The sequence below is a fragment of the Allobosea sp. RIT-PG3_2 genome, assembly GCF_057321085.1.
This window is the reverse complement of sequence record NZ_JBXWCA010000005.1, coordinates 17,046-36,152: the sequence shown is the minus strand read 5'-3', so window position 1 is coordinate 36,152 and position 19,107 is coordinate 17,046. Positions and strand designations below refer to the sequence as shown.

16 protein-coding genes and 1 tRNA gene are annotated in these 19,107 nt (G+C 66.1%); 1 reads left to right on the top strand and 16 read right to left on the bottom strand.

The genetic code is table 11. The features are described from left to right. Nucleotides 1-389 precede the first annotated feature (389 nt). The 14 genes from rplA to AC2FAN_RS15760 all read right to left on the bottom strand — a co-directional run bounded on the left by rplA (nt 390) and on the right by AC2FAN_RS15760 (nt 13,509). Nucleotides 390-1,088, bottom strand: coding sequence for a 50S ribosomal protein L1 (gene rplA / locus AC2FAN_RS15825; RefSeq protein WP_265053791.1), 699 nt, complete (start codon nt 1,086-1,088; stop codon nt 390-392). 10 nt (nt 1,089-1,098) lie between these two features. Further along, nucleotides 1,099-1,530 (bottom strand): 50S ribosomal protein L11, encoded by a 432-nt coding sequence (gene rplK / locus AC2FAN_RS15820; protein WP_265053792.1) that lies wholly within the window; start codon nt 1,528-1,530, stop codon nt 1,099-1,101. A gap of 157 nt (nt 1,531-1,687) precedes the next feature. Beyond that, nucleotides 1,688-2,287 carry a cytochrome b/b6 domain-containing protein gene (locus AC2FAN_RS15815; protein ID WP_485175300.1) on the bottom strand — a complete coding sequence of 200 codons (600 nt, stop codon included), beginning with the start codon at nt 2,285-2,287 and terminating at the stop codon, nt 1,688-1,690. Then, nucleotides 2,284-3,897 (bottom strand): methyl-accepting chemotaxis protein, encoded by a 1,614-nt coding sequence (locus AC2FAN_RS15810; protein ID WP_265053794.1) that lies wholly within the window; start codon nt 3,895-3,897, stop codon nt 2,284-2,286. Before AC2FAN_RS15810 ends, AC2FAN_RS15815 begins: the two co-directional genes overlap by 4 nt. A gap of 106 nt (nt 3,898-4,003) precedes the next feature. After that, nucleotides 4,004-4,537, bottom strand: a complete 534-nt coding sequence (gene nusG / locus AC2FAN_RS15805; RefSeq protein WP_047577926.1) for a transcription termination/antitermination protein NusG — start codon at nt 4,535-4,537, stop codon at nt 4,004-4,006. Nucleotides 4,538-4,551: 14 nt separating this feature from the next. Then, nucleotides 4,552-4,746, bottom strand: a complete 195-nt coding sequence (gene secE, locus AC2FAN_RS15800; protein ID WP_265053795.1) for a preprotein translocase subunit SecE — start codon at nt 4,744-4,746, stop codon at nt 4,552-4,554. Between the two features lie 163 nt (nt 4,747-4,909). Beyond that, nucleotides 4,910-5,641, bottom strand: coding sequence for a class I SAM-dependent methyltransferase (locus AC2FAN_RS15795; protein WP_485175297.1), 732 nt, complete (start codon nt 5,639-5,641; stop codon nt 4,910-4,912). Between the two features lie 51 nt (nt 5,642-5,692). Beyond that, a tRNA-Trp gene (locus tag AC2FAN_RS15790) sits at nt 5,693-5,768 on the bottom strand. A 61-nt stretch (nt 5,769-5,829) separates the two neighbouring features. Next, nucleotides 5,830-6,729: a dihydrodipicolinate synthase family protein gene (locus tag AC2FAN_RS15785; RefSeq protein WP_485175295.1), complete on the bottom strand. Its 900-nt coding sequence runs from the start codon at nt 6,727-6,729 to the stop codon at nt 5,830-5,832. A gap of 187 nt (nt 6,730-6,916) precedes the next feature. Continuing rightward, nucleotides 6,917-8,107 carry an elongation factor Tu gene (gene tuf / locus AC2FAN_RS15780; protein WP_265053785.1) on the bottom strand — a complete coding sequence of 397 codons (1,191 nt, stop codon included), beginning with the start codon at nt 8,105-8,107 and terminating at the stop codon, nt 6,917-6,919. A gap of 228 nt (nt 8,108-8,335) precedes the next feature. Continuing rightward, complete coding sequence (locus tag AC2FAN_RS15775) at nt 8,336-9,001, bottom strand: META domain-containing protein (RefSeq protein WP_485175293.1); 666 nt, start codon at nt 8,999-9,001, stop codon at nt 8,336-8,338. 322 nt (nt 9,002-9,323) lie between these two features. Further along, nucleotides 9,324-10,232 (bottom strand): DUF1444 domain-containing protein, encoded by a 909-nt coding sequence (locus tag AC2FAN_RS15770; protein ID WP_485175291.1) that lies wholly within the window; start codon nt 10,230-10,232, stop codon nt 9,324-9,326. A 75-nt stretch (nt 10,233-10,307) separates the two neighbouring features. Continuing rightward, the gene (pncB, locus tag AC2FAN_RS15765; protein WP_485175289.1) at nt 10,308-11,582 is read right to left on the bottom strand and encodes a nicotinate phosphoribosyltransferase; all 1,275 of its coding nucleotides are present in this window, start codon (nt 11,580-11,582) and stop codon (nt 10,308-10,310) included. Between the two features lie 76 nt (nt 11,583-11,658). Then, nucleotides 11,659-13,509, bottom strand: a complete 1,851-nt coding sequence (locus AC2FAN_RS15760) for a TRAP transporter large permease (protein ID WP_485175287.1) — start codon at nt 13,507-13,509, stop codon at nt 11,659-11,661. A 180-nt stretch (nt 13,510-13,689) separates the two neighbouring features. Between AC2FAN_RS15760 and glpD the strand changes: the two genes are divergently transcribed. Further along, complete coding sequence (gene glpD / locus AC2FAN_RS15755; RefSeq protein WP_485175285.1) at nt 13,690-15,240, top strand: glycerol-3-phosphate dehydrogenase; 1,551 nt, start codon at nt 13,690-13,692, stop codon at nt 15,238-15,240. Nucleotides 15,241-15,546: 306 nt separating this feature from the next. Here glpD and AC2FAN_RS15750 read toward each other — a convergent pair whose 3' ends face one another. Continuing rightward, a complete protein-coding gene (locus AC2FAN_RS15750) occupies nt 15,547-16,320 on the bottom strand; it encodes a hypothetical protein (protein WP_485175283.1) in 774 nt (257 codons plus the stop codon). A gap of 47 nt (nt 16,321-16,367) precedes the next feature. Further along, nucleotides 16,368-19,100, bottom strand: coding sequence for a type VI secretion system ATPase TssH (gene tssH, locus AC2FAN_RS15745; RefSeq protein WP_485175281.1), 2,733 nt, complete (start codon nt 19,098-19,100; stop codon nt 16,368-16,370). Between the last annotated feature and the right edge of the window lie 7 nt (nt 19,101-19,107).

The window sequence follows — 19,107 nt, the reverse complement described above, 5'->3', positions numbered from 1 at the left end:
CCCGAAAGGGCCGCGATCGGGCGAGATGGTTCGAACCGTCTTCTCCGGATCCTGCGATCCGGGATTAAGCTCTTGCACCGTCTATGCAGGCCTCTTGGCGAAATTATGCCCGGGGCCGAAGCTCCGGAGCACCTGCAGTCTCAGACAGGACTGGGTGATTCCCGCTCGAAAAATCGCTCTTCCGAACCTGAAGCACCCATTTCTTCAGCGGAAAACCGCCGAAAAACGCGAAACGGACCCCTTCGTGCCAAGCACGCCGGAGCCTCGTCACTCATGGAAACAGGCGAGCGTCATAGCGCCTTCGCCTGCTTCTGCCAAGTAGGCTCTTGACTTCACGAAATCAAGAGCGGGTGAGCGGCCGGCGATCTGGCCGCTCTTCCCTGCATCGATCAGCCGCCGACGACAGTGTTCGGCTCGACCTTGACGCCCGGGCCCATGGTCGAGGAGATCGCGACGCGCTGGATATAGGTGCCCTTGGCGCCGGCGGGCTTCGCCTTGGCGACCGAGTCGACGAAAGCCTTGATGTTCTCCGAGAGCTTCTCGGCCGAGAACGAGGCCTTGCCGACGGCGGCGTGGATGATGCCGGCCTTCTCGACGCGGAACTCGACCGAACCACCCTTCGAGGCGGCGACGGCGGCGGTGACGTCCATCGTCACGGTGCCGACGCGCGGGTTCGGCATCAGGCCGCGCGGGCCGAGCACCTTGCCGAGACGGCCGACGAGACCCATCATGTCCGGGGTCGCGATGCAGCGATCGAAGTTGATCTCGCCCTTCTGGACGGACTCGACCAGCTCCTCGGCGCCGACGATGTCGGCACCCGCGGCCTTGGCCTCGTCAGCCTTGGCGCCACGAGCGAAGACGGCGACGCGCAGCGTGCGGCCCGAGCCGTTCGGCAGATTGCAGACGCCGCGGACCATCTGGTCGGCGTGACGCGGATCGACGCCGAGATTCATCGCGATCTCGACGGTCTCGTCGAACTTGGCGTTGGCCCGGTCCTTGATGAACGAGACAGCCTGATCGAGCGGGTAGAGCTTGGTGCGGTCAATGCCTTCACGGCCCTTGACGACGCGCTTTCCGGTATGTGCCATGTCAGCCCCCTCAGCCCACGACTTCCAGGCCCATCGAGCGGGCCGAGCCACGGATCATGGCCGAAGCCGATTCGACGGTGTCGCAGTTGAGATCCGCCATCTTCTTCTCGGCGATCTCGCCGATCTGAGCAGCGGTCACCTTGCCGACGTTGCCGCCACGGCCCGGAGTCTTCGAGCCGGAGGTGAGGCCAGCGGCCTTCTTCAGCCAGTAGGACACCGGCGGCTGCTTCATTTCGAAGGTGAAGGAGCGATCCTGATACGCGGTGATGATCACCGGGATCGGCATGCCCTTTTCCATCTGCGCGGTCTTCGCGTTGAAGGCCTTGCAGAATTCCATGATGTTGAGGCCGCGCTGACCCAGCGCCGGACCGATCGGCGGCGACGGATTGGCCGCGCCCGCCGGAACCTGAAGCTTCACGTAGCCCGTGATCTTCTTTGCCATGATGGCTGCTCCTGCCGCCTGCCCGGATGCCTATCCGGAACGACGACGACCCCGCCTGCCGATGCTCTTCATCGGGGCCGGGGTGGTTGCAGTGCGTGGTGCGGCGCCTTTGATCCGGCTGGCGACCGGCACGCCTTCCACGCGGTTGAGGCCGGGCCTATCGCATATCCGGCTGCGGAATGGAAGGGGGCTTCGCGGCCTGAGCCCCCGGCATGTCGGCTTTCTGGACATGCTGGATATAATCGTCGAGGGCAAGGCATATATGAACGGCGACCAGCCCGACGAGTACGAAGGCCAGGATCGCGTGGCCGCGGAACAGCATGTCCGCATGCCCGGCACCCTCAGGCCAGATCGCCGGCAGGGAAACCCCGCCATAGATCTCCCGCGCACCAAAATCCGACACGCCCGCCAGCCCGAGCAGCGGAATCGCGATCAGCAGGCCATAGAGAACCCGGTGCACCGTCCGCCCGCCGGCCGTGCGGGACCAGCGCCCGCGCAGCCGCGCGAAGATGCGGTAGGCCAGCCGAGCCGCCACCAGGGCGAGCAGCAGGAACCCGGCCGTCTTGTGAAAGGTCATAAGTCCGTCCGCCCAGGCGCCGCCTCCGATCTCCTTCATCAGGATCCCGATGCAGAACAGCATCAGGACGAGCGCTGCCGTGCTCCAGTGCAGCACCTTGGCCAGGAGCGGAAACTCATGGGCGCCGATACGCTGCCGGCGGACCGTGGCGGCATTCCGGGAATCGGTGAGCATCGTCATGCGTGCTGCACGCCTTGCCTATCAGTCATGAAGCTGTCGACCGCCTGCCTCAGGGCAGCGGCCTGACCGTCGATGTCGGCGGAAGCCTTGGCCATCCGCTCCGTCATCCGGCGCCAATCCTCGATCATGCCGGCGACCTGCTCGACCTGTTCGGCCATGCCCCGCACGTCGCCCGCGGTTTGCGCAGTGCCGATGTTGATCGAGCGCGAGGTGTCGTCCTGCTTGCGCGCCAGCTCGGCGATCGAATCTGCGGCGGTCTCGACGGCATTGACCGAAGCGACGAGGGAGCCGATGCGCCCGATGATCCGCTCGGCGGCCGTGCCGATGGAATCGAGTCCGTGCCGCACTTGCCCGGTCGCCTCCGCGGTCCGATTGGCGAGCTGCTTCACCTCGGCGGCCACCACCGCGAAACCGCGCCCGCTTTCCCCGGCCCTTGCCGCCTCGATGGTCGCATTGAGCGCAAGGAGATTGGTCTGGTTGGCGACGGTGCTGATCAGCGTCACCACGGCGGAGATCGAGCCCACCGCCTCGCGCAGCAGCACGCTGTCGTCTGTCGCTTCCTCGACCAGGGATTTCGCCGCGTTCGCGATCCCCGAGGTCCGGCGGGCCTCGCCGGCCGTCGTCGCGAGAAGCTCGGCGATTTCATTCAGCGACGAGGACATCTGGCCGACATGGATGGCGGCACGCTGGCTCGACTGCGCCGCCGCACCAGCGTGCTGATCGACGAAGCCGGAGAGCTGCGAGAGTTCGTTCGACGCGTCGGTCATGCTCGCGGCATGGGTTTCGAGCGCCGTGGCGATGCCGGCGATGTTGTCCTGAAAGGCCTGACCGCTGACCCGCAACGCCTGTTGCCGCTCGACCTCTCCGGCCAGCGAGGCGAGCCGCTCCTTTGCCGCCTCCTGCCTTAGCTTCTCATCCGAGAGATGGGCCTGCAGCGCCCGGCCGAGCATGCCGATCTCGTCGCCGCGGCGTGCGAGCTTGCGCACCCAGCCGGCATCCTCTCCCGGCGCACCCAGAGCCGTGGCCATTGTCGAGATCGGACGCACCAGCCAGCGATGTTCGAAGGAAATGATCAGGGCGGCCAGGAAGAGACCGAGCGCCGCCAGCAGCACCGTGTTCTGCCGCGAGCTTTCGACCTGGGCGCCGAGTGCCTCGCTGACACCCACCATCGCCGCGTTCAGCAGCACGCGCAGCTCGTTGCGCTGCCCGGCAACCTTACGTAGCGCCTCGCGCGCGACCGCGGCATCGGCCCCGAGCTTCGACGAAAGCTCCTGCAGCCCCTGGACAGCATCGGCCGCCCGTGCGGCGATCTCGCCCTCGCTGCGTTCGGCCACGGCCTTCGCCGCCGCCGTCATGAGCTCGATGTCATCTGAAAGGCCGCGGCGATCGCCCCCGGAGACGATCGCGACGACGACGTGGCTATAGGCGGCGTCCGTTTCCGAGAGCATCGCCGCAGCGCCGGTATGGGCGGCGATCGCCCTGGCGAAGCCGGCGAGCTTGATGGAGCCGATGGTCTCGGCGGCGCCGAACACGCAAGCGAGGACGCCGAGGATCAACGCCCAGAGCGTGAGCCGCTGGCGAACCGTGGCCTTGAAGAAACTGGGAAACATCGTGCCCTGCGTCGGATTACCGACGCAAAGCGTTGGCGCAGTTGTGTTAAAGGCCGCTTAACCTAACGGAACCGATTGCAGATCCGGCCCAGGAATATCAGCCGGCTCAGAGCTTCTCGACCTGGCTGTATTCCAGCTCGACCGGCGTGGCGCGGCCGAAGATCGAGACCGCGACCTTGAGGCGGGCGCGGGCATGGTCGACATCCTCGACGACGCCGTTGAACGAGGCGAAGGGGCCATCCGCCACCTTGACCTGCTCGCCGACCTCGAAAACGATCGTCGGCTTCGGCCGCTCGATGCCCTCGGCGACCTGTCCCTTGATCCGCATCGCTTCATGCTCGGGGATCGGCATGGGCTTGGCCTTGTCGGCACCGAGGAAGCCGGTGACCTTCGGCGTGTTCTTGATGAGGTGGTAGACCTCGTCGGTCATCTCGCACTTCACCAGCACGTAGCCGGGGAAGAACTTGCGCTCGGTGTCGACCTTGCGGCCGCGACGGACCTCGACGACCTTCTCGGTCGGCACCAGCACCTCGTCGAACTTGTCGGCGAGGTTGCGCTGCGCCGCCTGGTCACGGATCGACTGGGCGACCTTGTTCTCGAAGTTCGAATAGGCGTGGACGATGTACCAGCGGGTGCTCACGTTCGTAATTCCGTTCAACGGGCGCCGAGGATGATGCCGAGCACCCAGCGGATGACGGTGTCGGTGAAGAGGAAGAACAGGCTGGAGGCGACCACCATCGCGAGCACGAGGCCCGTGGTGATCAGCGTCTCCCGGCGCGAAGGCCAGGTGACCTTGGACGCCTCGGAGCGCACGTCCTGCAGGAACTGGAAGGGATTGGATTTCGCCATGAACCACCTCGGGTTCCGAAGCTGCGCCCGGCCTTGCCGCGACGCCGAATCGGCCGTCCTGAAACATTCGCGGCGCGGGACCCGGAGGGGTCGCGCGCCGTCATCGCAAGCCTCTTACATCGCTTGGAGCCGTTAGCCAAGAGCCTTTCGGGCCACGGCATCCTCAGTTCCGGCTTGCAGCCATCAGCAGGAAGAACGGCCGCTCGCGCTCCTTCGCCCAGCCCGGCTCGGCGGCGACTTGTTCCGGGCTCGGAGCCCATTCGACCAGCTTCGTCAGCGAGAAGCCTGCGGCCAGCAGCAGATCGACATAGGTCGCGATGGTGCGGTGGCGCTTGACCACGCCCTCCGCCAGCCAGTTGCTGACCCGCTCGCCCTCGTCGAGGTAGCCATTGACCGGCCAGGTCGCGCGACCATCGGCGTCCGCGAGCCATTCCTGCCGGGCCGGTGCGGTCAGGAGCGGATGCTCGACCGAACAGACCAGGCTTCCGCCGGGCTTCAGCGCCGCATGCACGCGGCCGAACAGCCCGGCGAGATCGGCGAGATAGTGAAAGGCGAGAGAGCTGTAGATGAGATCGAAGGCGGCAGGCTGCGGCACGAAGCTTTCGAGATCGGCGCGTTCGTAGACGACGCCGGCCTCGCGCGTCTCGCGCCTTGCCCGCTCCAGCATCTTCTCGGAGACGTCGATTCCGAGCACGCTCCGGGCGCCCTCACCCGCAGCGAAGCGACAGAACCAGCCGAAGCCGCAGCCGAGATCGAGCACGTCCTTGCCGGCGAGTTCCGGCAGCATCGAACGTAGAACCGGCCATTCCGGCGCCCCGTCCAATCCATGGACGGAACGCGGCAGCCGGCTATAGCCCGCGAAAAAAGTCTCGTCGTCGTAGATATTCTGGGTCATGGCGCTCGAAAACCGCGTTGCGGTCCGCGCTTCAGTCGCCCGGAGAGCGACTGGCAGGGGCGGTAGGGCTCGAACCTACGACAACCGGTTTTGGAGACCGGTACTCTACCAACTGAGCTACACCCCTGCAGGTGCGCGTCATGTGCCCCAAGGCGCGGCACATTTCAAGTCGAAATCTCGCGGCATCCTCATTTGCGATAGGGGCCGAGTTCCCGGGCATAGCGCTCGACCAGCTTCAAACCGAACTCGGTCGGCCTCAGCGCCGGACCGCGATCATGGATCGGAATGCCGGCGCGTGCGCCGAAGATGCGCTTGCCATAGCAGAGCAGCGTCTCGATCGACTGCATGATGAAGGTGATCGCCGGCAGCACCTCGCGATAGGCGGCATCCGCCCCCGCCTCGTCCCCGGCCCTGTAGAAATTGTAGGCCCGCAGCGCGTAGTCGATCGTATCGGGCGCCAGGATCATGCCGATGCAGCCCGCCCGGAAATTGTCGACGAGCTCGAGCCCGCCGCGCCCGTTCAAGATCGGCAGCCGCCCTTCGGTCACAGCGATCAGGCGCTCGATCTCGACGACCGAGCCCTCGCCTTTGATCAGGCTGATGTTCGGATGCCGGCGTGTGAGTTCGCGGATATCCTCCGCCGAAAGACCACGCCCCATATAGGCCGGCGCATTCTGAATCGCGACCGGCAGAGAGGTCGTATCGGCGATGCGACCGAAGAAGCTGATATACTCGGCCGCGCCGAAGCTGCCGACCATCGGCGGCTGCAGAATCACCCAGTCGGCGCCGTTCTTCTCGGCGACCTTCACCAGCTCGGCCTGCTCCGCCACCGAGGAGCCGAAGATGGTGAAGGCGAGCGGCTTCCTGCCCGCCACATCCTCCGCCATCCATTCCATCACGGTGCAGCGCTCGGCGAAGCTGAGCTTCGAGACCTCGGTGGCGAGCCCCAGCGCCGCCATGCCCTGCACGTCGAGATCAACGCTGATCTCAGCCTGCCGGCGCATCGCCGCTCGATCGAGCCGTTCGTTCTCGTCGAACAGGGCGAAGACGATCGAATGGATACCGGGAAACGGCGGCTTGAATGGCATGGGCAGGCTCCTCCGCGACGGGAGCGGCTGATCCGCTCTCTCAAAACGATTTAGAGCATGGAATGTCGCCTCCGCGCAGATGGCGCGGACAACGCTGGCCCTGCATTCCAGGTATGGGCTCGGAACCGGGTCAAAAAGAAAAGGGCGGTGTCGCCACCGCCCTTTCCCAAATCGCTATGCGCGTCGATCAGGCGATGATGCTGGCGACGACGCCGGCGCCGACGGTACGTCCGCCTTCGCGGATGGCGAAGCGCAGCTTCTCTTCCATCGCGATCGGGGCGATCAGCGTCACCTCCATCGAGATGTTGTCGCCCGGCATCACCATCTCCGTGCCCTCGGGCAGCGTCACCACGCCGGTCACGTCCGTCGTGCGGAAGTAGAACTGCGGGCGGTAGTTGGTGAAGAACGGCGTGTGACGGCCACCCTCTTCCTTCGTCAGGATGTAGGCCTCGGCCTTGAACTTCGTGTGCGGCTTCACCGAGCCCGGCTTGCACAGCACCTGGCCGCGCTCGACGTCCTCGCGCTTCGTGCCGCGCAGCAGCGCGCCGATGTTGTCGCCAGCCTGGCCCTGGTCCAGCAGCTTGCGGAACATCTCGACGCCCGTCACCGTCGTCTTGACCGTGTCCTTCAGACCGACGATCTCGATTTCCTCGCCGACCTTGACGATGCCGCGCTCGACGCGGCCGGTCACCACCGTGCCGCGGCCCGAGATCGAGAACACGTCCTCGACCGGCATCAGGAACGGCTGGTCGATCGGACGCTCAGGCTGCGGGATGTAGTCGTCGACCGTCTTCATCAGCGCCAGCACCGCGTCATGGCCGATCTCCGGCGTGACGTTGTCCAGAGCGGCCTTGGCCGAGCCCTTGGTGATCGGGATGTCGTCGCCCGGGAAGTCGTACTTCGACAGAAGCTCGCGGATTTCCATCTCGACCAGCTCGAGCAGCTCGGCGTCGTCGACCAGGTCGACCTTGTTCATGAACACCACCAGCGCGGGAACGCCGACCTGGCGCGCCAGCAGGATGTGCTCGCGGGTCTGCGGCATCGGGCCGTCGGCCGCCGACACGACCAGGATCGCGCCGTCCATCTGCGCCGCGCCCGTGATCATGTTCTTCACATAGTCGGCGTGACCGGGGCAGTCGACATGCGCATAGTGGCGGGCCGGGGTCTCGTACTCGACGTGCGCCGTCGAGATCGTGATGCCGCGGGCCTTCTCCTCAGGCGCCTTGTCGATCTGGTCATACGCCGTGAACGACGCTCCGCCAGTCTCCGCCAGAACCTTCGTGATCGCAGCCGTCAAAGACGTCTTGCCATGGTCGACGTGACCAATCGTGCCAATGTTGCAGTGCGGCTTCGTACGAGCGAATTTCTCTTTGGCCATGACACCCTTGTCCTCGAAGGCGGCCCTTCGGGCCTTGAAACGCGGGTCCGCTTAGGGGGTTTTGCGCGGGGATGCAAGGTTGCTCGCGGCGCACCTCGCATCAGACAACTCTCATGCCTGCATCCACCACGATGCGATTGGGCAAAGGTCGATATCGCGAGCAGTCGTCGCATTGGTAGGCCGAGAGCCGACCACCCTCGGCGCTCCACAAATCCGGACTTGAGCTCCCTATCGATCTCGCTTGAAAAGCCAGCTCGAAAACTGCGGTTGCAGAGATGCGAGCATGCGGGTCATCGGGTCGGGATCGAAAGCTCCCGGCTTCCCGCCGCCAAAATCGACGATGAACTCGCCACCCGTGCCAGAGTGATGGATGGGCGGAGAAGTCAGCAGGACCTTACCGCTCTTGGCATCGACGATCGTGAAGGTCACGGTGATGCTGTTGCTGTTGCCGGCCTGCCCAGCCGCCAACGTCCTGAAGAAGCGGCTGACTGCCGGCGCGATCTGGACCTGAAGCAAACTTACAACGACACGCACAGGCCGATGGCCGCGCAGTTCTTCGGCCAGCGGCTCGGCAAATACGCGCTTCACGCGCGGTGAGAACTGCGCGGAAAGAAAAGCGCGCAGTTCGACGGGCGACGGCTCCGCTCGCGGCTGCGCCTGTTCTGGCGGAATGGGCTCGTTCCCCTCCGGCGGCAACAGCCCTTTCGACTTCAGGAAGTCGTTCCGCATGTTGAGCCATTCACCGGAGAGCGTTGGAGCCGCCTCGCCCTCCACAGATACGAACTTGAAGCTTTGAACGTCCTCAATGGACAATTCGTGTTTGTTGGCCGACAGGCACCCGGTCAGCACGGTCACGAGAACAATGACGGGGAAGAAGCGGCATAGTGACGGCATAGGCATCTCCGGTCGCGAATCTCCTCGCATTCCGCTCGGAGTCGGCATGGCGTCTATGTCGCGTCGCCCTAAGGCTGCAATCAGCCGTTGGTATCAGCCGGCCCTAACACGCGCCGATAGCGCTGCACCGTCTTCGCTTCGCCAGAGACCTTCTCGGGATCGCCGGAGTTTCACCGCAGAACGCCCGTTCCTTCGCGACCTTGCAGATCGGCGATATCGGGGCGAGCACGCGCGTGTCACCGGACGCACCGCCCACGAGGTTGTTGGCGGGGTCTGCACCGCGGTCGACCGCGAAACGGCGCCAAAATCCGCTCCGTGAACGTCACGGGATCACGACCAGTCCCTGCGGGCCCAGCTTGTAGAGTTGCTTGCTGACGGGAAAGCCTCCGTCGGGCGCTTTCGTCAGCGCCCGCAACGCGGCGACCACCTCGGCGTCGTCGGCGTCTCCAAATGCGAGGAGGTCGCGAGACGGCATGGCGATGGCGACATTGAGCGGCAGATCTGGAATGTCCTTCCAGGGATTCTCCAGGAGCAGGATCGAGGCGTTGTAGTCGCCCTCGCCGAAATGGAACTTCCGCAGCTTTCCGAAATCATGGATCTCAAATTTGTCGACGCGCCGGACCCAGTTGTCCAGAGCCGCGCGCAACACGTCCTTGTCGCTCATCCCGTAGAGACCACCTTCTCCAACGGAGACAAAGCGCGTGATTTTCGGAAGATCCAGTCCCGCTGCGACGATGATGTCGCCCTCCAGCGGAACATATAGCAACCGCGCGTTGGGATCGCCCTTTTTGCGAGCCATGGCGGCGAACTGCTCGACATAGGATCGGTTCTTCATGACAGGGATCAGAGCCCCGATGAACCGTGCGCGCTCCGCTTCGGTCTTGACCGATAACTGGCCGGCGACAGCCTCAGTGATGCGCTGCGTGAGCTTGTCGTAGGCACCCTGCCGGCTCTTTGCGTCCGGCAAGGCGTTGAACTGCGCGCCGAGCGGGGCCAGCCCCATCCTTATATCGCGGCCGCCTGCCCTGAAAACCACATCGCCAGCTTCGACGCGCAGGGCGCTCACGCCCGGGCGCCCCTTGATCATGGTCGTCAGCAGCCCCGCCATCTCGGTCTCGCTGAGAGGCCGAGCTTCGTTCAGCCGCTCACGTCCTATTGTACCGGCAATCGAAGCCGTCGTAGCGGCAATGACGGCGACAGCCGCGAACAGCACAACCAGAAAGCGCAACATATCGAGTCCCCCAACCCGCGAGCAGCATCGCGCATGAGGAACATAATGGCAACATATTTTTCTGACGTTGCGTCATCAAACCCCGAACACCCGCCGATAGCGCTGCACCATCTCCGGTTCGCCCGAGACCTTCTCGGGATTGTCGGAGAGCTTCACGGCCCGCCGGCCATTCGCTTTCGTGACCTTGCAGACCAGCGACATCGGATCGAGCGCACGCGAGCCGTCCGGCGAGCAGCCGACGAGGTCGTTGGTAAGGTCGGTGCCCCAGCCGAACGCCATGCGCACCTTGCCGTCGAAATGATGGTAGACGCGCTCGATCGCATCGACATCGAGCCCGTCGGAAAAGACCAGCAGCTTCTCGCGCGGATCGCGCCCATGCTGGCGCCACCATTCCATGATTGTCTCGCCTGCCGGGATCGGCGGCGCGCTGTCCGGCCGGAAGCCGGTCCAGTCCGCCACCCAGTCCGGCGCATGGCGCAGGAAGCTCTGCGTCCCGAAGGCGTCCGGCAACGCGATCAGCAGGTTGCCGCCATAGACCTGCCGCCATTCGTCGAGCACGCGATAAGGTGCGCGCAGCAGCTCCTCGTCGGTATCGGCCAGCGCCGCCAGCACCATCGGCAGCTCATGGGCGTTGGTGCCGATCGCCTCGAGATCGGTGTCCATCGCGAGCAGCACGTTCGAGGTGCCGGTGAAGGCCTTGCCCAGCCCCTCCTTCAGCGCCAGGACGCACCAGCGCTGCCAGAGATGGCCGTGGCGCCGGCGCGTGCCGAAATCGGAGAGTCTGAGATTCGGCAGCTTCTGCAGCCGCTCCACCTTGTTCCACATCTTCGCCTTGGCGCGCGCATAGAGCACGTCGAGCGAGAAGCGCCTCTGGCCGAGCATGACCCGGCGCGCCCTGAGCTCGTTGATGATGGCGAGAGCCGGCACCTCCCACATGGTGCTGTGGGTCCAGGGACCTTCAAAATGCAGCTCGTACTGGCCGTCGACCTTGCGCAGATCGTATTCGGGCAGCTGGAATTCGGCGAGCCAGGCCATGAAGTCCGGCGAGAACATCTGCGTCTTGCCGTAGAAGCTGTTGCCGGTCAGCCAGATCAGCTCCTTCTTGGTGAAGCGCAGCGAGCGCGCATGGTCGAGCTGCGCGCGCAACTCGCCCTCGTCGACGATGTCGGCGAGGCGGATATGCCGCGAGCGGTTGATCAGCGAGAAGGTGACGCGGACCTCCGGATGGAAAGCCCGGATCATCTGCAGCATCAGCAGCTTGTAGAAATCGGTATCGAGCAGGCTGCGGATGATAGGGTCGAGCCGCCAGCCGTGATTATACGTCCGCGTCGCGATGTCAGTGTAGATCATATCGGCATCAGATCCGGGAGAGCTCGGCGGCGGGACTGCACAGGGCGGCGCGCGGGCGCCGGGCAAACGGGCCTCATCAGAACAGCGCCTTGAGCGCCGGCGCAAGCGTCGGCCACGCAGCCATGCCCAGCGAGAGGACCATGAGAGCTGCCAGCAGGACACCCAGCAGCGGCAGCACGGCCCGGAAGACCGCGCCTGCCGGCACCCGCATGATGCCGCTGACGACATAGACGAGGATGCCGAGCGGCGGCGTCAGCCCATGGATCATCAGGTTGACCACGAGCACGACGCCGAACTGGATGGGATCGAGGCCCGCCGCCACGGCCACGGGCAGCAGCAGCGGCGCCAGCAGCAGGATCGCGGCGCCGATGTCGAGAAAGAGGCCGGCGATCAGCAGCACGAGATTGGCGAGCAGCATCACGGCATAGGGCCCGGCACCGAAGGCGGTGACGAGCCCCGCCATCTGCTCGGAGATGCGATCCACCGCGAGCAGGAAGGCGAAAGGCGCCGAGGCGCCGATCAACAGCCCGATCGCGGCGGCCTCGGCCGCGGATTTGCACAGCGCCGCCAGCACGCTACGCGCGTTCAGGCTCCGCAACGCCAGGCACGCGATGGCGGCATAGGCGACGGCCAGCGCTGAGGCTTCCGTCACGGTCACCACGCCGAAGCGAATGCCGACCACGACGACGATGCCGAGCCCGATCGCGGGAATGGCCCCGATCAGCGCCCTGCCCCGCTCGGCCGCGCTGGCCTTCGGCGCCGCATCGACGACGCCGCGGACGCTGAGATGGATGCCGATGGCGAGCGCCAGTGCCAGCACGCCGCCCGCGACGAAGCCGCCGACCAGCAGCGAGCCGACCGAGAGATTGGTCGCGCTGGCCAGGATCAGGAAGGCGATCGAAGGCGGGATGATGTTGTCGAGCATCGAGACGCCGGCGACGATCGCCGCCGCATTGGCGGGCGGATACCCCCGTGCCACCAGCGTCGGCGCCATCACCTTGGCGCCGAAGGCGGCATTTGCCACGGAGGAGCCGGACGCACCGGAGAACAACACGCTGGCGACCAGCGCCGTCTGCGCCAACCCCGCGCGCCAATGGCCGACCAGTGTCGCGGCGAAGCGGATCAGCCGCTCGGCCAGGCCGCCCTCGGTCAGGAGTTCGCCGGCCAGCAGGAAGAAGGGGATGGCCAGCAGCAGGAACTTGCCCACGCCACCCACGGTGGTCTGCACGATCGCCGGCTCCGGCAGCAATCCGCCGAAGGGACCCGTCAGGGAGACGCCGGCCAGCAGGGCGAAGGGCAAGGGCGCGCCGAGCAGCAGCCCGGCCCCCGCAACCAGTGCCGCGACGAGGCTCGGGGTCGGGAAGAAATCGAAGGAGAGCTGCGCGAGACCGTAGAAGCCGAGGCCTAGCGCCAGCGACGCAGCAGCCCCCGCCCAGCCCCGGACGAGTCCGGCGCGCAGAAACAGCGCCAGCACCGTCAGCCCGCCGCCACAGGCGAAGACGGCGAAGCGCAGCGCTTCCGGCAGGCCGAGCACGGTTGACTGCCCGCCGACGAGCATCGCGACGCTCGCCCCTCCCACGGCCAGCACTATAGCGCCGTGAAACGCGATCGCATCGGCGAAGATGTCGGCGAGCCTGCGAAGCGGCGCAGGCAGCAACCGAACGAGCGCATCGAGCCGCATCGCCAGCGTACCGGTCACCGCGAGCGGTGCGCCGATGGCGATCAGCACCAGATGCAGCCAGATCGCGAGTTCGTCGGACCAGACGAAGCCGCCGCCGAACACATAGCGCCGCAGCACCGCCGCCATCACGACGAGGAACAGCACGGCCAGCACGGCGGCACCGGCGTGCTCCAGCACCGAGCGGAGAGCCGCCTCGACCCGCGCCGCCAGCCTGTTCCCGTCGCGATCTCGCTCTGTCTCGATCATCCCAGCCGCAGCACTGCGCCCTTCCCCGGCCCCAGTTCCGGCCTCGTGGGCCTCGCGTCAAGCGATCCGAATTGACATCGCCCATGATTTCGCGACAGGAGCGGACTTGTGGCGCCGGCTTGGCCGGGCTTGGATGGCGCCATTGCTGAACCGAGTGCCCAGGCCTTCCAGAAGACGAGCATGGCTTCCGAAACGACTTCGCCCACCGCCGGCTTCGGCACGAACCCCGCCACGGCATACGACCTCGCCGTCATCGGCGGTGGCATCAATGGCTGCGGCATCGCCCGCGATGCGGCCGGGCGCGGCGCGTCGGTCGTGCTGTTCGAGAAGGACGATCTCGCCAGCGCCACCTCGTCGCGCTCGACCAAGCTGATCCATGGCGGCCTGCGCTATCTCGAACATTATGAGTTCCGGCTGGTGCGCGAGGCGCTGATGGAGCGCGAGCGGCTCTGGGCCATCGCGCCGCACATCATCCGCCCGCTGCGCTTCGTGCTGCCGCATCACAAGGGCCTGCGCCCGGCCTGGCTGCTGCGGCTCGGCCTCTTCCTCTACGACCATATCGGCGGCCGGAAGCTCCTGCCGGCGACGCGCACGCTCGACCTCGCGCACGACCCCGCAGGCCAGCCGCTGAAGGACGACAAGGCCAAGGCCTTCGAATACTCCGATTGCTGGGTCGAGGATGCCCGCCTCGTCGTGCTCAACGCGATGGACGCCGCCGTGCGCGGCACGGCGGTTCACACGCGCACGAAGGTGGCCTCGGCAAGGCGCGAGGATGGCCTCTGGCAGATCGAGACGGAAGGCGCGGACGGCAGGCAGACGATCTGGGCGAAGGCGCTCGTCAATGCCGCCGGCCCCTGGGTCGGCGACGTGCTGAACGGCGTCGTCCACAGCAACGCCAGGGCCGGCGTCCGCATGGTCCAGGGCAGCCATATCGTCGTGCCCCGGCTCTACGAGCACGACCGCTGCTACATCTTCCAGAACGCGGACGGGCGCATCATCTTCGCGATCCCCTACGAGCAGGATTTCACCCTGATCGGCACCACCGACCGCGACTACAAGGGCGACCCGGCAGAAGTCGCCGCGACGCCCGAGGAGATCGCCTATCTATGCGCCGCCGCGAGCGAGTATTTCCGCCAGCCGGTGAAGCCCGAAGCCGTGGTCTGGACCTATTCCGGCGTGCGTCCGCTCTATGACGACGGTGCCTCGAAGGCACAGGAAGCGACCCGCGACTACGTGCTGACGCTAGACGCTCGGCAGGGCGAGGCGCCTCTGCTCTCCGTCTTCGGCGGCAAGATCACGACCTATCGCCGGCTTGCGGAGGCCGCCATCGCCAAGCTGGCGCCGCATGCGCCCTGGGCGGCCCGCGCCGAATGGACGATGACGGGCGCCCTGCCCGGCGGCGATTTCGCGGTCGGCACCTTCGAGGAGCTAGCCGGCGAGATCGCGGCCGCGCATCCCTGGCTGGAGCGCAGGACGGCGACGCGCCTCGCCCGCGCCTACGGCACCCGCGCGCGCGATATCCTCGACGGCGCCGAGAGCCTGGCCGATCTCGGCCGCCATTTCGGCGCCGATCTCTACGAGCGCGAGGTCCGCTACCTGATGAAGGCGGAATGGGCGCGCCGTGCCCAGGACGTGCTCTGGCGGCGCAGCAAGCTCGGCCTGCGGCTCTCCGCCGACGAAGCCGAGGCACTCGACGATTTCATGCAGGAAGCCGCAACAAGGACGGTCTAAGGCGGTCCGGACATCTGCAGGGCCGTGCCCGGACAGAGCGACCATTGTCATTCCGGGACTTCGCGCATCGAAGAACCCGGAACCCACGACTTGAGCCTGCTGGGTTTTTGGTGGAACCACGCCGTCATTCCGGGGCGCTGCGCAGCGGCGAACCCGGAACCCAGAACCGATGCCGTCGAAGATTTGCCGAGCCGGCCCAAACAGTCCTCTCGGAAACCGCATCGGTTCTGGGTTCCGGGCTCTTCGCTGGCGCGAAGCCCCGGAATGACGGCGTGGTTTCGTCCTAAATCGGCTGGTTCCAGACGCTCACGGAATCCAGGCCGGCGGGCGCACGATGATGACCTTGCCGGTGCTGTCGACCTGGATGTACTTGCCGTTGGCCCCGGTCTTGACCTCATCCCAGCCGAGCCGGCCATGCTTCGGACCGAAATGGCCGGAGCCGTCATTGGCGCCGTTGGAATGCGCGATCAGCAGCGCGTCCGGAACCACGTTGTTGTAGGATACCAGCGCGATATGGCCGGGCTTGCGCGTCTCCAGAAGCTGGTCGGTCATCCAGACCACCATGTCGCCGGTCCGCACCTCGTCGAAATCCCAGATCAGCGCGCTGGCTAGGCCGGGCGGCTTGCCCTTCTTGGCCGCGCCGACGAGGAACGGGCAGCTCGCGCCACCCGAATATTTGTCGAGGCTGATCCGCTCCAGCTCGCTGTAGTAGGCGACGACGAAGCCCGTGCAGTCGACGCCGAGGCTCTGATCGGCCCAGGCCTGGATCGTGTCCTCCGTCGCCTTTCCGGTTTCCAGCGCAAGGTTCAGGATATGCTCGCAATCATCGGGGCTGACCTTGCCCATGCTGGCGCGATTGAAGGCCTTCTTGTCGACGTAGAGCTTTTTCCTGGTCGCTTCCTGCACCACGAGGCCACGCTTGGTCGCGCCCGCATCGGCATTGTGAATCCCGATCATGTACTTGTTGATCGAGACCGTCGTGTCACCGGCCGGCACGTTCCAGTAGCGGTCGACCCAGGCGCCCGGCGAAGGCGAGGCGTTGGCGATGTCCGTCGGGTTGCCGGAATCCGGAACAGCCATGGCAAATCTCCTCGGTGGAGTTGAAACCGGGTGCTAGCTCGCCTTGCTCAAGCCACCTGATAGGCGAAGCTGCCGTTCTCGACGGAGACCTTCGCCTCGGTCAGCGGCTTCTTCTCGAGCTGCAGATTGAGGATCGCCCGTGAGAGCGCCGGCAGCATCGAGTTGGTGATGATGTTGTCGATCATGCGCCCGCCCGAATCCGGGTCGTTGCACTGCGCGACGATGTGCTCGACCACCGCGTCGTCGTAACCGAAGCTGGCCTTGTGATTTTCCGCCAGCCGCTTGCCGATGCGCCCGAGCTGGAGCCGGACGACGCCGCCCAGCATCTCCGGCGAGAGCGGATAATAGGGGATGGTGACGAGGCGCCCGATCAGCGCCGGCGGAAAGACCTTGAGCAGCGCCGGCCTGAGCGAGACCGCCAGTTCCTCGGGGTCGGGCTTGGCCGCGCCATTCCCGGCCTGGCTCATGATCTCGTCGGTGCCGACATTCGAGGTCAGGATGATCAGCGTGTTCTTGAAGTCGATGCGCCTGCCGGTGCCGTCCTCCATCTGGCCCTTGTCGAAGACCTGGAAGAACAGCTCGTGCACGTCGGGATGCGCCTTCTCGACCTCGTCGAGCAGCACCACCGAATAGGGCTTGCGCCGCACCGCCTCGGTCAGCCGCCCGCCCTCGCCATAGCCGACATAGCCGGGAGGCGCGCCTTTCAGCGTCGAGACGGTATGCGCCTCCTGGAACTCGCTCATATTGATGGTGATGACGTTCTGCTCGCCGCCATAGAGCGCTTCGGCCAGGGCCAGCGCCGTTTCGGTCTTGCCCACGCCCGAAGGGCCGCAGAGCATGAAGACGCCGATCGGCTTGTTGGGGTTGTCGAGCTTGGCGCGGTTCGTCTCGATCCGCTTGGCGATCATGCCGATGCCATGGCCCTGGCCGACGACGCGCCGGTTCAGCGTCTCGGCGAGGTTGAGCACCGTCTCGATCTCGTCCTTGACCATCCGCCCGACCGGGATGCCGGTCCAGTCCGACACGACGGAGGCGACCGACTGCTCGTCGACATGGGCATAGATCATCCGGTTGGCCGGATCGATCGCGCCGAGCGAGCTGAACTTCTCCTTCAGGCTGGCGCGCGTCGCCTCGGGATCGACTGGCGTTTCAGCCGGCGCCGGCCCGGACTGCGGGTCGTCATTGGCGGCAGCGGCCTCGCTACCGGCCGGCGGGGTCACGCGACCATCCCCCTTGTCGCTGGTGTCCCCGAGCTTGCCGCGCAGCAGGGTGATCTCCTCGACCAGCGCCAGCTCCGAGGCCCAGTCGGCCTCCAGGGCTTCGAGCTTGGTCTTCAGCGCGGCGCTTTCCTCGTCGATCTTGCCGAGCCGCTCGTCAGTGGCGTCGCCGAGATCCTTGTCGGCGACCAGCGCCGCCCTCTCGTTCTCAAGCGCCGAGATCGCAACGCGCGCATCCTCGATCGCAGCCGGCGTCGCGGTCTGGCTGATGGCGACGCGGGCGCAGGCGGTGTCGAGCAGGCTCACGGCCTTGTCGGGAAGCTGGCGTGCCGGGATGTAGCGCGAGGAAAGCGTCACCGCCGCGACGATCGCCGCGTCCGATATCCGCACCTTGTGGTGCTTCTCCATCGGCCCGATCAGCCCGCGCAGCATGGTGCAGCAGCGCAGCACGTCCGGCTCGTCGACCTGCACCGGCTGGAAGCGCCGGGTCAGCGCCGGGTCTTTCTCGAAATACTGCCGGTATTCCGACCATGTCGTCGCGGCGATCGTCCTGAGCGTGCCGCGCGCCAAAGCGGGCTTCAGCAGGTTCGCGGCATCGCCCGTGCCGGCCTGCCCGCCGGCGCCGATCAGCGTATGTGCCTCGTCGATGAACAGGATCACGGGGGTCGGCGAGGACTGCACCTCGTCGATCACCGAGCGTAGACGCTGCTCGAACTCGCCCTTCATCGAGGCGCCGGCCTGCATCAGCCCGATATCGAGCGCACAGACCTTCACGCCCCTCAGTGGCGGCGGCACGTCGCCCGAGGCGACGCGCTGGGCGAAGCCCTCGGCGATCGCCGTCTTGCCGACGCCGGCCTCGCCGGTGAGGATCGGGTTGTTCTGGCGCCGGCGCATCAGCACGTCGATGACCTGCCGGATCTCGTCGTCGCGGCCGAGGATCGGGTCCATCGTGCCGGAGCGAGCCTTGACGGTGAGGTCCTGCGAGAAGCGGTCGAGCGCCGTGGTGCCCTTCGGTCCGTCGGCAGCCTCGGCACCGGGCGTCCCGGCGGCGCGCAGGCCGGAACCATCCATCGGCCGGAGATTCTCCTCTCCCGAGCTTTCCCAGATCTTGCCGTAGCCCGCCGCCAGTTCCTCGACCGGGATCTTGGCGAACTCCTTGGAGAGGCCGGAGAGCGCCCGGCGCAGATCGTTCGACTTCAACGCCGCCACCAGAAGATGGCCTGTCCTGATCTGCGTCTCGCCGAAGAACAGGGTCGCATAGTGCCAGCCACGGTCGAGGATATCGACGATGTGGTTGGCGATGCCCGGCATCTCCGTCTCATTCTTGCGGAAGCCCTCGACGACACCGCCCAGATCCATCAGCAGCCGGGCGCGATCGAGCTTGTAGTGGTCCGCCGTCAGGGTGAGGTCGTTCGCGCTGCCCTGCAGGATCTGGACGAGCCAATGCGCCAGCTCGACATTGCGGTTGCCCGCTCCCTTGGCCTGCCTGAGAGCCTGAAGGAAGCTGTCGTAGCCGACGCGGTTGAGCTTGCCCGTGACGGATTCGAGGCTGATATCGGCCATGGTCGTC

What these genes read in the sequence shown, in the direction of transcription:
- rplA (WP_265053791.1), bottom strand. Translation starts at nt 1,088, where the DNA reads ATGGCACATACCGGAAAGCGCGTCGTCAAGGGCCGTGAAGGCATTGAC.
- rplK (WP_265053792.1), bottom strand. Translation starts at nt 1,530, where the DNA reads ATGGCAAAGAAGATCACGGGCTACGTGAAGCTTCAGGTTCCGGCGGGC.
- AC2FAN_RS15815 (WP_485175300.1), bottom strand. Translation starts at nt 2,287, where the DNA reads ATGACGATGCTCACCGATTCCCGGAATGCCGCCACGGTCCGCCGGCAG.
- AC2FAN_RS15810 (WP_265053794.1), bottom strand. Translation starts at nt 3,897, where the DNA reads ATGTTTCCCAGTTTCTTCAAGGCCACGGTTCGCCAGCGGCTCACGCTC.
- secE (WP_265053795.1), bottom strand. Translation starts at nt 4,746, where the DNA reads ATGGCGAAATCCAATCCCTTCCAGTTCCTGCAGGACGTGCGCTCCGAG.
- AC2FAN_RS15795 (WP_485175297.1), bottom strand. Translation starts at nt 5,641, where the DNA reads ATGACCCAGAATATCTACGACGACGAGACTTTTTTCGCGGGCTATAGC.
- AC2FAN_RS15785 (WP_485175295.1), bottom strand. Translation starts at nt 6,729, where the DNA reads ATGCCATTCAAGCCGCCGTTTCCCGGTATCCATTCGATCGTCTTCGCC.
- tuf (WP_265053785.1), bottom strand. Translation starts at nt 8,107, where the DNA reads ATGGCCAAAGAGAAATTCGCTCGTACGAAGCCGCACTGCAACATTGGC.
- AC2FAN_RS15775 (WP_485175293.1), bottom strand. Translation starts at nt 9,001, where the DNA reads ATGCCGTCACTATGCCGCTTCTTCCCCGTCATTGTTCTCGTGACCGTG.
- AC2FAN_RS15770 (WP_485175291.1), bottom strand. Translation starts at nt 10,232, where the DNA reads ATGTTGCGCTTTCTGGTTGTGCTGTTCGCGGCTGTCGCCGTCATTGCC.
- pncB (WP_485175289.1), bottom strand. Translation starts at nt 11,582, where the DNA reads ATGATCTACACTGACATCGCGACGCGGACGTATAATCACGGCTGGCGG.
- AC2FAN_RS15760 (WP_485175287.1), bottom strand. Translation starts at nt 13,509, where the DNA reads ATGATCGAGACAGAGCGAGATCGCGACGGGAACAGGCTGGCGGCGCGG.
- glpD (WP_485175285.1), top strand. Translation starts at nt 13,690, where the DNA reads ATGGCTTCCGAAACGACTTCGCCCACCGCCGGCTTCGGCACGAACCCC.
- AC2FAN_RS15750 (WP_485175283.1), bottom strand. Translation starts at nt 16,320, where the DNA reads ATGGCTGTTCCGGATTCCGGCAACCCGACGGACATCGCCAACGCCTCG.
- tssH (WP_485175281.1), bottom strand. Translation starts at nt 19,100, where the DNA reads ATGGCCGATATCAGCCTCGAATCCGTCACGGGCAAGCTCAACCGCGTC.